This is a genomic window from Hymenobacter actinosclerus (genome assembly GCF_900111515.1).
GTDB lineage: Bacteria > Bacteroidota > Bacteroidia > Cytophagales > Hymenobacteraceae > Hymenobacter > Hymenobacter actinosclerus.
Genome location: NZ_FOHS01000002.1, coordinates 71,228 through 84,609, shown reverse-complemented (window position 1 = coordinate 84,609; position 13,382 = coordinate 71,228). Strand labels below are relative to the sequence as shown.

The 13,382-nt window shown below is 65.0% G+C and carries 13 protein-coding genes; 9 read left to right on the top strand and 4 right to left on the bottom strand.

Annotated elements, in window-relative coordinates; genetic code table 11:
* Positions 1-55: 55 nt before the first annotated feature.
* On the top strand, positions 56-3,217 hold the full coding sequence (locus tag BMY67_RS06745; protein WP_092769809.1) for a PD-(D/E)XK nuclease family protein: 3,162 nt from the start codon (positions 56-58) through the stop codon (positions 3,215-3,217).
* 59 nt (positions 3,218-3,276) lie between these two features.
* Here BMY67_RS06745 and BMY67_RS18855 read toward each other — a convergent pair whose 3' ends face one another.
* The gene (locus BMY67_RS18855; protein ID WP_143069722.1) at positions 3,277-3,825 is read right to left on the bottom strand and encodes a hypothetical protein; all 549 of its coding nucleotides are present in this window, start codon (positions 3,823-3,825) and stop codon (positions 3,277-3,279) included.
* 60 nt (positions 3,826-3,885) lie between these two features.
* On the opposite strand from BMY67_RS18855, the gene BMY67_RS06735 reads away from it, so the two are divergent.
* The 7 genes from BMY67_RS06735 to BMY67_RS06705 all read left to right on the top strand — a co-directional run bounded on the left by BMY67_RS06735 (position 3,886) and on the right by BMY67_RS06705 (position 9,476).
* Positions 3,886-4,320, top strand: coding sequence for a nucleoside deaminase (locus BMY67_RS06735; protein ID WP_092771589.1), 435 nt, complete (start codon positions 3,886-3,888; stop codon positions 4,318-4,320).
* Positions 4,321-4,395: 75 nt separating this feature from the next.
* Positions 4,396-4,719 carry a hypothetical protein gene (locus tag BMY67_RS06730; RefSeq protein ID WP_092769805.1) on the top strand — a complete coding sequence of 108 codons (324 nt, stop codon included), beginning with the start codon at positions 4,396-4,398 and terminating at the stop codon, positions 4,717-4,719.
* Positions 4,716-5,117: a hypothetical protein gene (locus BMY67_RS06725; protein WP_092769803.1), complete on the top strand. Its 402-nt coding sequence runs from the start codon at positions 4,716-4,718 to the stop codon at positions 5,115-5,117. The genes BMY67_RS06730 and BMY67_RS06725 overlap by 4 nt, the downstream gene beginning before the upstream one ends.
* Positions 5,118-5,201: 84 nt before the next feature.
* Positions 5,202-6,026: a mechanosensitive ion channel family protein gene (locus BMY67_RS06720; protein ID WP_092769801.1), complete on the top strand. Its 825-nt coding sequence runs from the start codon at positions 5,202-5,204 to the stop codon at positions 6,024-6,026.
* Positions 6,027-6,185: 159 nt separating this feature from the next.
* Positions 6,186-7,970 carry a chloride channel protein gene (locus tag BMY67_RS06715; protein WP_092769799.1) on the top strand — a complete coding sequence of 595 codons (1,785 nt, stop codon included), beginning with the start codon at positions 6,186-6,188 and terminating at the stop codon, positions 7,968-7,970.
* Positions 7,971-8,131: 161 nt separating this feature from the next.
* Entirely contained in the window at positions 8,132-8,587 is a 456-nt protein-coding gene (rnhA, locus tag BMY67_RS06710) for a ribonuclease HI (RefSeq protein WP_092769797.1), read from the top strand.
* Positions 8,588-8,753: 166 nt separating this feature from the next.
* On the top strand, positions 8,754-9,476 hold the full coding sequence (locus tag BMY67_RS06705; RefSeq protein ID WP_092769795.1) for a tRNA1(Val) (adenine(37)-N6)-methyltransferase: 723 nt from the start codon (positions 8,754-8,756) through the stop codon (positions 9,474-9,476).
* Positions 9,477-9,530: 54 nt separating this feature from the next.
* On the opposite strand, the gene BMY67_RS06700 is transcribed toward BMY67_RS06705, so the two are convergent.
* The 3 genes from BMY67_RS06700 to BMY67_RS06690 form a co-directional block, all read right to left on the bottom strand.
* Entirely contained in the window at positions 9,531-10,232 is a 702-nt protein-coding gene (locus BMY67_RS06700; RefSeq protein WP_092769793.1) for an ATP-binding cassette domain-containing protein, read from the bottom strand.
* 70 nt (positions 10,233-10,302) lie between these two features.
* Positions 10,303-11,250 carry a hypothetical protein gene (locus tag BMY67_RS06695; protein ID WP_092769791.1) on the bottom strand — a complete coding sequence of 316 codons (948 nt, stop codon included), beginning with the start codon at positions 11,248-11,250 and terminating at the stop codon, positions 10,303-10,305.
* Between the two features lie 44 nt (positions 11,251-11,294).
* Complete coding sequence (locus tag BMY67_RS06690) at positions 11,295-12,659, bottom strand: saccharopine dehydrogenase family protein (RefSeq protein ID WP_092769789.1); 1,365 nt, start codon at positions 12,657-12,659, stop codon at positions 11,295-11,297.
* 162 nt (positions 12,660-12,821) lie between these two features.
* On the opposite strand from BMY67_RS06690, the gene cdd reads away from it, so the two are divergent.
* Positions 12,822-13,316 (top strand): cytidine deaminase, encoded by a 495-nt coding sequence (gene cdd, locus BMY67_RS06685; protein ID WP_092769787.1) that lies wholly within the window; start codon positions 12,822-12,824, stop codon positions 13,314-13,316.
* Positions 13,317-13,382: the final 66 nt, after the last annotated feature.

Here is a 13,382-nt window from a genome sequence, read left to right as displayed (position 1 = left end):
TTTACCGGGCAGTCGGGGCGGGAAGTAAGCGTAAGGCAAGGTATCTTTACTGACGATGAAATCCGAATCCGCCGCTTCGCTCTCCAACCTGCCCCTGTTTGCCGCTGCCCCACCCCAACCGGTCGCTAAACCCGCCTTCAAGCCCCGCCCGGCCGCTCCCCAAACCGGCCCCGATGCCACACCCTTTCTGGCCCGCGTAGCCCGCGAACTGGTGGCCCAGTACGGCCCCACCGGCGAGCTGTCGGATCTGGTGGTGGTGGTGCCCACGCGGCGGGCGGTGGTGTATTTGCAGAACGAGCTGAGTTTGGCCGCCGAGGCCGGGCAGGCCGTGTGGAGCCCGCGGGTGGCCTCGATGGAAGACTACATGGTGGAGCTGGCCGGCGTGCGCGTCGAGGAGCCCATTGCCCTGCAGCTGCTGCTGTTTGAGATTCTGCAGGACATCGACCCGCAGCTCGATTTCGACCAGTTCGTGGGCTGGTCGGCCCTGCTGCTCCAGGACTTTTCCAGCCTCGACCAGAACCTGGCCTCGCCCCGCAAGGTGTTCGAGTACCTGAGCCAGGCCAAGGCCCTGGAACGCTGGGATTTGGGGGCCGACTACCAGCCCCTGGCCAGCACCACGGCCTATTTCCGCTTCTGGGACGACCTCGACAAGGTATACTTCCGCCTCAAAAAGCGCATGCGGCAGGATCGGCTGGCCTACCCCGGCCTGGCCTACCGGCTGGCCCAGCGCCGGGTGCGCGAGCAGCTCGAAAAAGGCGACGTAGCCCTGCCCCGGCACGTGTTCGTGGGCCTGGGCTTTTTGTCCAAAGCCGAGGAGCGCCTCATCCGTCACCTGCGCAAGGCTGGCCGCGCCGAGGTGTTTTTCGACGGCGACGCCTTCTATCTGGAGCCCGGCTCGCCCAACCGCGCCGGCCAGCACCTGCGCCAGTACAAGGAGCGGCTGGATTTGCCCTGGGACAACTTCGGCGGGCCGGCCGAGCTGCTGCGCCAGCTGCCGCGCCAGGTGCGGCTGGTGGGCGTGGCCAACTCCTCGATGCAGGGCAAAGTGGCGGGCCAGCTGCTGGCCGAAGCCCGCCAGGCCAACCCCACCGCTAAAGTAGCCGTGGTGCTGCCCGACGAAACCCTGCTGCTGCCGGTCCTGCACGGCCTGCCCCCGCGCGAGGTGCCCGAGTACAACGTCACGATGGGCCTTAATTTTCAGAGCACGCCCCTGTTCAACCTCGTGGATTTGCTGTTTGAGGTGCACCTGACCGGCGTGCGCGAGGGCTCGGCCGAAACCGGTTACGGCGTGCCCCGCTACCACCACCTGGCCGTCACGAAGCTGTTGCAGCACCCGTTTCTGCGACGCTACCAAACCTGGCTCGACAAGCAGGAAAGCACGACCGACGAAGAAAAAGGACTGCTCGACAAGGTGTGCCGGGCCATCGTGCAGCGCCACGCGGTGCTGCTGCCGGCCGAGGAACTGGTGGAACTCGGCCAGGGCCACCCGCTGCTGACGGCCCTGTTTGCCACCTGGAACAACTGCGACGATATCATCGCGGCCTGCCAGACACTCATCGACCTGCTCAAAAAGGCCTACCAGGACCAGCATTCGGCCATCGAGGCCGAGTACCTGTACCTGTTCTACACCCTCATCAAGCGCCTGCACTCGGTGTTCGACTGCCGGGAGCAGCGCCTGTCGGTGCGCTCTTTTAGGCGGTTTTTGTATGAGCAGATGCGAAACACCCGGTTGCCTTTTTCGGGCGAACCGATTGCCGACGTGCAGGTGATGGGTTTGCTCGAAACCCGCGCCCTCGACTTCGACCACGTTATCATTCTCAGCTGCAACGAGAACGTGCTGCCGGCCCCCAAGCGCCACAGCTCCCTGTTTCCCTACGACGTGCTCACGACCTTCGGCCTGCCCACCTACGCCGACCACGAGGCCGCCACCGCCCACCAGTTCTGGCGCCTGCTCCAGCGCGCCCGCCAGGTCGATTTGCTGCACATCCTGCCCGGCGCCGAGGGCACCCGCACCGGCGAGCGAAGCCGCTTCCTGCTCCAGCTCGAAAACGATTTGGCCCTGCAGAACCCCCTGCTGGAGCTGCTGGATTTGACGGTTACCGCCGACACCTCACCCCCTAGCCCCCTCTCCTCCGGAGAGGGAGAACTAGCTTTTAATTCTGGTACAGAACCTAGTATAGAAAAGCTAGAGCTAGTTCCCCCTCTCCCCGAGGAGAGGGGGCTAGGGGGTGAGGTAGCCATCAGCACGGATTTAATCTTGGAAAAAGACGCCGGGATGCTGCTGGCCCTGCGGGCACTGCTGCAAAAGGGCCTCTCGCCCACGGCGCTTAATCAGTACCTGAATTGCTCGCTGCAATTCTATTTCCAGCGCATTGCCCGTTTTCGGGAAAGTGAGGAGGTCCAGGAAGCCCTCGGGCCCGACGGTTTTGGCACGGCCGTGCACGAGGCCCTGGAGGAGCTGTTTCAGCCCTTCGCCCAGCAGCAGACGCCCCGCGCCCCGGCCGTTACGGTGGCCGATATTCCGGGTTTGCTGGCCCTGGCGCCCATTATGGTGGCCAAGGCCCTGCGCAAGGAAGAAGCCGGCCGCCACGCCCGCGCCGACGAGGGCCTCAACCACGTGCTGGGCCAGGTGGCCAAGCAGCTCGTGCGCCGCTACCTCGAAAGCCTGCTCGACACCGAAGGCGCCCTGCCCCTGCACATCCAGAGCCTCGAAGAGCCGTTGCAAACCACTGTGTACGTAACCCTGGAAAGCGGCGAGAAGCTGCCCGTAAGTCTGCTGGGCCTGGCCGACCGCGTCGACCAGCTGCCCAACGGCGACTTGCGGGTGGTCGACTACAAAACGGGCCTCGTGGAAAAGCACCACTTGCAGCTGCTCAAGCGCCACGAAGCCCCCGCCGCGGCCATCGGGCGCCTGCTCACCGACGCTACCCCGGCGGCCGACAAGGTGCGCCAGCTCTGGCTCTACCGCTTCCTGCTGGCTCAGCAGGGCCGCCCCGCCGCCGACGCGGCCATTATCTCGCTGCGCAACCTCACGGCCGGCCCCATGTCGGCCGACATGAGCTTTCTGACCGCCGAGGGCCAGGATTTTGGCCGCCACAGCGAGGAGCTGCTGGGCCAGCTGGTGCGCCGCATCCTCGACCCCGCCGAGCCCATCCGCAAAACCGACGACCTGGATAAGTGCCAGTACTGCCCCTACCGGGGCATTTGCGCTCGATAATACCTACGGGAGAGCAGCGGCGCCTCAGTTGCAGCAAGCCAGTGCAGGCAACGTTGGGCTTAGGAACTAAACTGCCGGTAGCGCCGGTGCCACTCGCGCCAGAAGGCCTCGTAGCCGGCCGCATCTTCGGCGTCGGCCGGGCGCGCTTTGGGCTGGCTGCGCTGGTAAAAAGCTTCTACCTCGTCGGCGAACTGCAGTACGGCTTGCTGATACGTTTGGTGGGACACAATTACCTGCTCGCCAGCCGGCGTGGTCAGTTGCACACCCGCCGTAAAGTGCTCCACGGCCCAGTCGATGCCGTTCGGGCAGCCCCAGATCAATACGTCGGCAGTAGCGGCGGCCTCCGGGCTAGGGTCGGGCCACATGGAAAATCCGCAACATGGCAACAATTGGTCACAGACAGGCGCGGCGGGCGTATGATTCAGCGTAAGCGTGCGTAACAAGTACAGCGCCGCGGCGCTTACTGTCCAGGTCGGCGCATTGGCATCAGATACGATGGAAGTTCCGATGCGGGCCAGCACCTTACCGTGCGCGCACAGGTCCAGCTCTTCCTCCAGGTTTTCTATCCAGCCGATAGTTAGCAATTGCAATTCGAACTGATTTTTCATGCCGTACCCGCTTTGTTGGCTGGCGAAGATACCTTTGTGGTTCATTTTACCCCCCATACGATGGACGAATTCATGCAGGCCGCCATTGACGAAGCGCGCCAGGGCCGCCAGGAAGGCGGTATTCCGATTGGCTCGGTGCTCGTGCGTAATGGCCAGCTCGTGAGCCGCGGGCGCAACAAGCGCGTGCAGGAGGGCAACGCCATCAAGCACGGCGAAATGGATGCCCTGATGAACGCCGGCCGCCAGCGCACCTACCGCGACACGGTGCTCTACACCACCCTGATGCCCTGCTTTATGTGCGCCGGCACCATTGTGCAGTTCAAAATCCCGAAAGTCGTGGTGGGCGAGTCGCGCACCTTCGGCGAGTCGAAGGCCTTCCTGGAAAGCCACGGCGTGGAAGTGGAAATCCTCGACCTCGACGAGTGCGTGCGCATGATGGAAAGCTTCATTGAAGAAGAGCCCGAGCTCTGGAACGAAGATATTATGGAGCTATAAGCCCCTTGCTTACGTTAAGGGCCGGGAGTGCCTGCCGGGAACGGCCGCTGCTTCCGGCCCTTCTTTTTTCCTGCCATGCCCGATTCTGCCGACCCCAACGCCCCCTTTACCGCCACCAAAAAGTGCCCGCACTGCGGCCGCTGGACCGAGTGGCAGCAACGGCCCACCGACCGCTGCCAGCACTGCGGGCAGGTACTGGAGCCCCAGCGGGCCGCGGCCGATGAGCACCGCCAGCAGCAGGCCGACGCACCCTTGTCTGAGGGGCTGATGCTCATCCAGATAAACCCCGACGACGGCCCGGCACTGCGGTTTTTCAAGTACATTATCCGGGGTGGGCAGCTGGCGTTCGGGGCGTTTATGGCTTTTATGATGTGGCTGCTGAGCGCCGTGGCCGGATGAGCCGCTGGCTGCCCGCCGAGCTGCGCCACCCGCTGTTTGTGGCGGGCGTGGCAACCTATCTGGTGCTGATTCTTTACAAAACCGGCAGTCCGCTGGTAGCGGGTTGGCCCCGCCCCCCAGCCCTGCTGCGCGCCCACCTGGCCGATGCGCTGGCCCTGCCCCTGCTGCTCACGCTGGAGCTGTGGGGGCTGCGGCGCTACTACTTTCGCCGGCCGGCTTTCGTGCTGCCCCGCTCCTGGATTTTCAGTTCCTGGCTGGTGTTCAGCCTGTGGTTCGAATGGTTGCTGCCCCGCCTGGATGCCCGCGCCACCGCCGACTGGCGCGACGTGCTGGCCTACGCGCTGGGCGGGCTGGTATTCGGGCTCTGGCTGAACCGGCCCGCCGGCCCCACAGGCTAATTAGCCAACCTTGAAGCCAAAAAAACGTCCTTCTGGGTGATGCGCTCAGCATGAGCTTCCTATTAATTCCTAGCTTCCCTCAGAATGGACACGGACTTCCACCAAATACTGCTGGCTTACTGGGAGCGGTTTCTGTTTGTAGTGCCCAAGCTGCTGATTGCCCTGGTGCTGCTGGCCATCGGCCTGTTCCTGGCCGGCCGGCTCAGCGCCCTGTTCAGCCGCCGCCTGCACCGCCGCTCCGCCGACCCGCTGCTGGCCGATTTCCTGACCCAGATCAGCCGGTGGGTGCTGAGCCTGATTGCGCTGCTGGTGGCCCTCAACGTGCTGGGCTTTTCGGGCGTGGTGGGCAGCTTGCTGGGCGCGGCGGGCGTGTCGGCGTTTATTGTGGGCTTCGCCTTCAAGGATATTGCCGAAAACTTCCTGGCCGGTGCCATTCTGGCCTTCAACCGGCCGTTTCATATTGATGATACGGTGCAGATAAAGGACTTGGTGGGCCATGTGGTAGCCCTGAACCTGCGCACCACCCTGGTGCGCTCCTTCGATGGCAAGCATATTTCGCTGCCCAACTCCATGGTGCTCAAGGAACCGCTTACCAACTACACCCGCGACGGCGACCTGCGCTCCGACTTCCTGCTGACCGTGGAGCTGGGCGCCGATGCCACGCCCGACCAGCCTACCCACATCATCCTCAACTACCTGAAAACCGTGCCCGAGGTGCATACCGGTGCCAAAGCCCCCTACGTGAACCTGGAAAAGGCCGCCCTCACCACCGTCGACCTGCGGGTGTATTTCTGGGGCGATTCGGACGACTACCGCCGCGGGGTGCTGCAGCTGAAGAGCCGGCTGATGCAGGAGGTAAAGCAGGAGCTTGTCGGGGCCGGCTTCCAGGTACCGGCGCTGGCGGGGTAGCCCCGCCAGCCCGGTAAATGCCGAAAATATGCCCCGCTTAGCCCGGCCCGGCCACGTGGCCGGGCGGCCGGGCTTCTTGGCCGGATATGCAAACCGAGCGCGCTTTTCGTTAGGTTGCAGTTTCCTGCCTGCCGGGCCGCTTCGCGACCCTCGCTGCCTATGTCCCAGAACTCCATCCATCGGCTGCTGCTGCCGCTGCTCCTGTGGCGCGTACGCCACATCAGCGACCGGGCCTACCTGATTCTGGTCAGCATCCTGATTGGCTTGCTGGCGGGGCTGGCGGCGGTGGTGCTCAAAACCCTGGTCCACGACTCGCAGGGCCTGCTCAATGCCTGGGTGCCCAGCCAGTACCAGGTGTTCAGCAGCTCCCTCTACCCCATCATCGGCATTGCCCTCACGGTGCTGTTCACGCGCTATTTTCTGGGTGGCGAACTGGGTCGGGGCATTGGGCCGGTGATTTACAACGTGGCCCGCCAGGGCAGCATCGTGCCGCGCAGCAAGCTGTACTCGCAGCTCGTATCGTCGTTCCTGACGGTGACGTTTGGCGGCTCGGCGGGTCTGGAGGCCCCCATTTCGGTTACCGGCGCGGCCATTGGCTCCAACGCCGCCCGGGTGCTGCGCATTGGGCGGCGGCAGCGGCGGCTGCTCACGGCCTGCGGGGCGGCGGGCGGCATTGCGGCCATCTTCAACTCGCCCATTGCGGGGGTGCTGTTCGCCGTCGAGGTGCTGCTCTCCGAGCTGTCGGCGGCCTATTTCGTGCCCCTGCTCATTTCCTCGGCCACGGCCACAATGGTTTCGAAAGCCCTGTATGCGGGCCAGCCCTTCGTGCTCATCACCACCAGCTGGCCCGTCGATGCCGTGCCGCTGTACCTGATGCTGGCCCTGTTCACGGCCCTGCTCTCGGTGTACATGATCCGGGTGTACTTCTGGGCCGACCGGCAGTTCAGCTACTATTCCGGGGTTTTCTGGAAGGTGGTGCTCGGCGGGCTGGCGCTGGGCGGGCTGGTGTTCCTGTTTCCGCCGCTTTATGGCGAAGGCTACAACATTGTGCAGCTGCTGCTGGGCGGCCACTCCGAGCAGCTCGTCGACGGCTCGCTTTTCGATGTATTCAAAGATCAGAGTGCCTGGCTGGTGCTGGTAGTAGCCGCGGGCAGTATGCTGCTGAAAGTGGTGGCTACCACTATCACCATCGGCTCGGGCGGCAACGGCGGCATGTTCGGCTCGTCGCTGTTTGCCGGGGCGCTGTGCGGCTTCATCTTTGCGCGCCTCATCAATTTAAGCGGCCTGTACCCGATTTCAGAAGTCCACTTCATCGTGCTGGGCATGGCCGGCACGCTGGCCGGAGTGGTGCACGCCCCGCTCACCGCCATCTTCCTGATTGCCGAAATAACGGGCGGCTACGCCCTGTTTGTGCCTTTGATGCTGGTTACCTCAGGCTCCTACCTGATTACGCGCTACTTCGAGCCCTACTCGGTGTACACCCGCAAGCTGGTGCAGAAGGGCGTGTACGTCAACCACGACCGCGACCGGGGCCTGCTGGCCCTGCTCGACGTAACGAGCCTGCTGCAGACCGATTTTCAGCCCGTGCACCCCAACGATACGCTGGGCGAGCTGGTGCACACCTTCCGCCACGCCTCGCGCAACCTGTTTCCGGTAGTCGACGACGACGACCGGCTGCTGGGCGTCGTCAGCCTCGATGCCGTGCGCCACGCCCTCTTCGACGATACGCGCTACACCACCACCCGCGTGCGCGACCTCATGGACGAGCCCCTGGCCGTCGTGCGCCCCGACGACGCGCTGCTCGACACGCTTCGCCGCATGGAGCAGCTCGATGCCTGGGCCCTGCCTGTGCTCGACACCGACGGCCGCTACCTGGGTTTCCTGCTCAAGTCCACCATCCTGGCCAACTACCGCCGCCAGCTGCTCAAGGACAGCGGGGATTAGACTTTGAGCTGTTAGCTGAGAGCTGCTGGCTGTTGGCTTTTTTAAGCCCGCATCCGGGGCGGAGCCGTAACTTGCGGCTTTTCCGGCTGCCTGGCTGGCCGACTGCTGACATCCGGCACGAAAGCTAACAGCTGACAGCTCTCAGCTAACAGCTCAAAATCTTGATTTACCTGTTTACCGACGGCTCCTCGCGGGGCAACCCCGGGCCGGGCGGCTACGGCGCCCTACTGCGCTTCGGGGCCCACGAGAAAGAGCTCACCGAGGGCTTCCGCCTCACTACCAACAACCGCATGGAGCTGCTGGCCGTGATTGTGGGTCTGGAAGCCATCAACCGCCCCGAGCTACCCGTCACGGTAGTCACCGATTCGCGCTACGTGGTAGATGCGGTGGAGAAGAAATGGGTGTTCGGCTGGGCCAACAAGGCCGATTTCGGTAAAAAAGCCAACGAGGATTTGTGGCGGCGCTTCATCAAAATCTATAAGCAGCGCACGGTGCAGTTCCGCTGGGTGCGCGGCCACAACGGCCACCCCGAAAACGAGCGTTGCGACCAGCTGGCCGTGCGCAGCGCCACCCGCGGCCCCCTGCTGATTGATGCCGGCTACGAGGCGCTGGGGTAGGGATTAGGGATTAGGGATTAGGGATTAGGAATTAGGAATTAGGAATTAGGAATTAGGAATTAGGGAGGAACGTCATTCTGAGCGAAGCGAAGAATCTCGCGTGCTTTTTCCTAACCCTGACAACTGGCAACTGACAACTGGCAACTGGCAACTGGCAACTGAAAAAATGGCTAATTCCTACTTCCAGTTCAAGCAGTTTCGAATCGAGCAGCAGGCCTGCGCCATGAAGGTGTGCACTGATGCCTGCGTGCTGGGCGCAGTGGCCGCCCTGGAAGATGCGGCGCGGATCCTGGATATTGGCACCGGCACCGGCCTGCTGGCCCTGATGGCGGCCCAGCGCAACCCCACGGCTACCATCGAAGCCGTGGAACTGGATGAGGCGGCCGCGGCGCAGGCCGCGGCCAATTTTGCGGCCAGCCCCTGGAGTGCCCGGCTGCAACTGCACGCGCGGCCCTTGGCGCAATTGGCCGCGGCCCGCCCCCGGCCCTTCGACCATATCATCTGTAACCCGCCCTTCTTCCGCCACGCCCTCCGCTCGCCCGATGCCCGGCGCACCAGAGCCCGCCACGCCGCCGATGACACCCTCAGCTTCGCCGAGCTGGCCCGCTTCGCCGCCGGCTTCCTGTCGCCCGCCGGCCGCCTGACGGTACTGCTGCCCCCACCCGAAATGCAGGAATTCGAGCGCGAGGCGGCCACGGCGGGCCTGTTCCCGACGACCCGGCTCATACTCCGCCACCGCGCCACCAGCAAGCCGCTGCGCCACATCGTAGAATTCGGCCGGCAGCTTAGGCCGGTGCAGCAGCACGAGTTACCGTTGCACGAGCCGGATTCGGAGGCCTATACTGCCTGGTTTCGGGAGCAGCTAGGGCCGTTCTACCTGGCCTTGTAAGCGGCAAATACTGAGTCGCACCGTCCGTTGCCCCTGCTGCTTCATCCGCTGCTCTCAGGCCAGCGGCAGCAGCGAGGCCAGTACTCCAAGCTTTTGCTGGTGAAGCTGGCCCAGCAAATCGGTGGGCAGGCGGGCGAAGTCCGTAGCGGGGTAGTGGCGCAGCACCCGGCCCTCGGCGAGCACCGTTATTTCGTCGCACAGCTCGGTGAGGGAACCCAGCAGGTGCGAGGTAAGCAGGATGCCGGTGCCCTGCTGGCGCAGACGGCGCAGCACTTCCATCAGCAGCAGGTTGGCGCTTAAGTCGAGGCCGTTGAAGGGCTCGTCGAGTACGAGGTAGCGAAACTCCTGCACGAGCAGCGTCAGCAGGGCCAGCTTCTTCTTCATGCCGGCCGAATAGTCTTCGGCGTACTGGTCGAGGGGTAGTTCCAGCAACTCGTTCCAGCCCGCGAGGCTGGGCACCGGCCGGCCGCGGGCCTGCAGGCAGAACTCCACGTACTCGCGGCCGGTGATACGCGGGTAGAAATAGGGCTCGTAGGGCAGCAAACCAGTGCATTCGCGGATGGCCCGACTATCAGTTTCGCGCACCGTGCCCCGGTAGTCGGCGTGCAGGCCGTAGAGGCAGTGCAGCAGCGTGGTTTTGCCCGCCCCGTTGGCCCCCACCAGCCCATGCAGTGTGCCCGGCCGCACCTCCAGGTCGATGCGGTGGAGCACGGTATGCGTGCCAAAATCCTTACCCAACCCTTCGATTGCTAACATATTCAGTTGTCAGTTGTCAGTAGTCAGTTGCCAGAACACCCTATCAACTGGCCACTGGCAACCGGCAATTCTATTCCTTTCGATACTGCTCCAGTTGGCTTCGGCTTTTCAGCAGCAGGCCCAGAAAGCCGGCCAGCAGCAGCGCCAGATACGCCGGGTTGCTGCCCAGCACCGACAGGCCCACCAGCACGGCTCCGGCCTGCGTGAGGCGGCCCAGCGTGGCGTGGGGGTAGAACGCGTATTTGGCCAGCACCACCATCGTCAGGACCACAGCGCACCAGCCCAGTACCAGCGCCGTACCGCCCACCCCGGCTGCTCCGCTGGCCAGCACGGCCGCCAGCGGGGCCACCGTGAGACCAAAATACAGCATCCCCCACCCTACCCGAGCCCGCAGCCACGCGCCCGGTGTGCGCAGGGCCGGCAGCAGCCAGCTCCAGGGTTCGGCCGGGCTGTACGTTTCCAGCGTGAGCAGCAGCCAGGCCAGCACCGCCAGCGCCGGGCCGGTGCTGCCGGCCCGGGTAGCAATGGCCGCTGCCAGCAGCCCCAGCCACGCCAGCCCCAGCGCCGGCCGGTGGCCCACCCTCACCCACTCAAAGGCCACGCTCCGAAACCACGTTGGCCGCCGGGTCCGGCTGGCCGGAGCCGTAGCGGGCGGTACCAGGGCCACGGTGGCCGCAGCAGCCACCGTTAGCAGAGCCGGCCCAACGCGGCCCCACCCCAGTAAAACCAGCGCTACCGGCAGGCTGCCCAGGGCATACTCCACCGCCAGCCAGCCCCGGAATTCGGGCGCGCTAAGGTGCAGAAAAGCTAAATCGAGCCGGCGGCGGTGCAGGCTGAGCACGACCAACGCCACGGCCAGCGGCACGGCCCAGCCCAAGGCCGGATGCGCGGCAGCCGTGAACAGGGCCCGGGCCGCCGCCAACCCCAAAAAGGCACCCAGCATCACCAGCCGCCACCAGCCCAACTCCCGCAACTGCCTACCCAGCAGTCGGGCCCGGAGGCGCAGGTACGGCTTCATTGGCGTCTGGTTTGTCAGGAGGCTATAACTGCTGAACTGCCTGCTTATTGTAGCGCTGCCAGAACGCCCTGCTCTTCTTCCACGAAGACGATGCCGTAATATGCGGCCAACTCGTCCAGAATGGGTTCGTAGAGCTCCGGCAGGGTTGGGATAACCACGCCGCGCTGCCGAAGCTGCCCGGTGGCCAGCCGCCGCACGGCCATGCCCAGCGGCAGGCCCACGGTTTTGGCCATGGCCGTGTGGGTGGCGTCGTCGCCCAGCACCACTACCGACGAATTGCGGCCGTGGCGCTGCCCGTCGAGCTCGTACTCGAACTGGTGCTGCATCACAATCATGTCGCGGTCGGTAGGCGAGAGGGCCCACTTTTCAGTGAGCAGCTTTTCCAGCAACTGGGCCGGCGTGGCGTCGGCCCGGCCTACCGGCACGTCATCAAACAGCCCCAGCCAGCTGAGCTGCTGCATTTCTACCGATTGGGGCGCCAGGCCCAGGTGCGCCGCCACGCGGGCGGCCAACGCCTCGTGCGGGTCCGCGGGCAGCGGCAGGTAGGCGGCCACCAGCTCGGCCCAGGTCAGGTCGGCGGGGTTGCCCAGCTGTACGGCATCGTCGGTGAGGCCCAGGCGCACCAGCTGCTGCCAGGCGGCGCAGTAGCCCGGCCGGCGCAGGGTGCCGCGCAGCATGGTGCGCACGTGCTCCAGGGCGTAGGGGGCGCGGTAACTGAGCGAGTCGCGGTTGGCGTAACCCTCAAACGCACCGAAGCCGGGCACGGCCACGGTTTCGAGGCGCGTAAACAGCTGCTGATACGGAATGAAACGCAGCCGGCCGGCCTCCAGAAACTTGGCCGTGCCCTGGCCGGCCAGCACCACGTTGCGCGGGTTCCAGGTGAACTTGTAGCGCCAGGGGTTGCCGGCCTCCGCCTCGGGTGCCAGCAGCCCCCCGCAGTACGACTTGAACGAGGTAACCCGCCCACCCTGCTGCCGGATTTCGGCCAGCACGCGCATGGCCGACATGTGGTCGAGGCCGGGGTCGAGGCCGCACTCCATGAGCAGCGTAACGCCCGCCGCTTCGGCTTCGGGCCCCAGCGCCCGGATTTCGTCGCTCACGTAGCTGGCCGTGGCCAGGTGGCGGCCGTGCCGCACGCAGGCCCGCGCTACCGGCGCATGAAACAGGGCCGGCAGCATCGACACCACCACGTCGGCTTCGGCTACCAGTTCTTCCAGGCGGTTTTCATCGTGCACATCAAACGGCACGGCCCGGGCATACGCGGCGTGGGCGGCCAGCACCGGCGCCAGGTGGGCCGGCTGCACGTCGGCCACGGTCACCTGCCACCCCTCCCGCGGGGCGTGGTGCAACAGGTATTGAATAAGCGAGGAAGCCGAACGGCCGGCACCCAGCAGCAGAATACGCGACATAAGCAGGTGAGTAAGTGGGGCGGCAAGTTAGGGAAACGGGCAATGAGTGAGCTGGTAAACACTCACCCGGCCATTTATTCCCCGTTTCCGCTAAAAACCCGTACATTCGTCGCCCCTTTTCACTTTCCCGGGGCCGCTTGCGGTACCCGCTTCTTTGCCCGCATGGCCCACACCCTCAACCTGACCATCACGGCCGACGTGCTGGCTACCGAAGCCGACCTGACGCCCGCCGAAGCCGCCACCTGGCAGGCCGCGCAGGCCGCTACCGCAACGTCTTACTCGCCCTACTCCCACTTTCAGGTAGGAGCGGCCCTACTGCTCGACGATGGCACGGTGTTCGGGGGCTCCAACCAGGAAAACGCCGCTTACCCCTCGGGCCTGTGCGCCGAGCGCACGGCCCTGTTTGGGCTGGCCGTGGCGCGGCCGGGGCGCCGCATTGTGGGCATGGCCGTGGCCGCCCGGCCCGCCGGCGGGGCCTTCGGGCCCGCCAACCCCTGCGGGGCCTGCCGCCAGGTAATGGCCGAGTACGAGCAGCGCCAGCAGCAGGCCATTCCGCTGCTGCTGCCGGGCCCCGATGGCAGCATCTACCGCTTCCGCTCCCTCTCCGACCTGCTACCCTTCGGCTTCAACGCCGACGACTTACCCAAGGTGAAATAGAAAGCTGGCAGAAGAAGGAGTTTGATGTTCGGGAGGCCCTGATTGCGTTATTTGCGCCGCGAGGCC

Bases quoted from the DNA above. Each gene is read 5' to 3' on its own strand.
- BMY67_RS06690 (WP_092769789.1), bottom strand. From the start codon at position 12,659: ATGTCGCGTATTCTGCTGCTGGGTGCCGGCCGTTCGGCTTCCTCGCTT.
- BMY67_RS06705 (WP_092769795.1), top strand. From the start codon at position 8,754: ATGGCTAATTCCTACTTCCAGTTCAAGCAGTTTCGAATCGAGCAGCAG.
- BMY67_RS06735 (WP_092771589.1), top strand. From the start codon at position 3,886: ATGGACGAATTCATGCAGGCCGCCATTGACGAAGCGCGCCAGGGCCGC.
- BMY67_RS06730 (WP_092769805.1), top strand. From the start codon at position 4,396: ATGCCCGATTCTGCCGACCCCAACGCCCCCTTTACCGCCACCAAAAAG.
- BMY67_RS06715 (WP_092769799.1), top strand. From the start codon at position 6,186: ATGTCCCAGAACTCCATCCATCGGCTGCTGCTGCCGCTGCTCCTGTGG.
- BMY67_RS06695 (WP_092769791.1), bottom strand. From the start codon at position 11,250: ATGAAGCCGTACCTGCGCCTCCGGGCCCGACTGCTGGGTAGGCAGTTG.
- BMY67_RS06700 (WP_092769793.1), bottom strand. From the start codon at position 10,232: ATGTTAGCAATCGAAGGGTTGGGTAAGGATTTTGGCACGCATACCGTG.
- BMY67_RS18855 (WP_143069722.1), bottom strand. From the start codon at position 3,825: ATGAAAAATCAGTTCGAATTGCAATTGCTAACTATCGGCTGGATAGAA.
- BMY67_RS06720 (WP_092769801.1), top strand. From the start codon at position 5,202: ATGGACACGGACTTCCACCAAATACTGCTGGCTTACTGGGAGCGGTTT.
- cdd (WP_092769787.1), top strand. From the start codon at position 12,822: ATGGCCCACACCCTCAACCTGACCATCACGGCCGACGTGCTGGCTACC.
- BMY67_RS06745 (WP_092769809.1), top strand. From the start codon at position 56: ATGAAATCCGAATCCGCCGCTTCGCTCTCCAACCTGCCCCTGTTTGCC.
- BMY67_RS06725 (WP_092769803.1), top strand. From the start codon at position 4,716: ATGAGCCGCTGGCTGCCCGCCGAGCTGCGCCACCCGCTGTTTGTGGCG.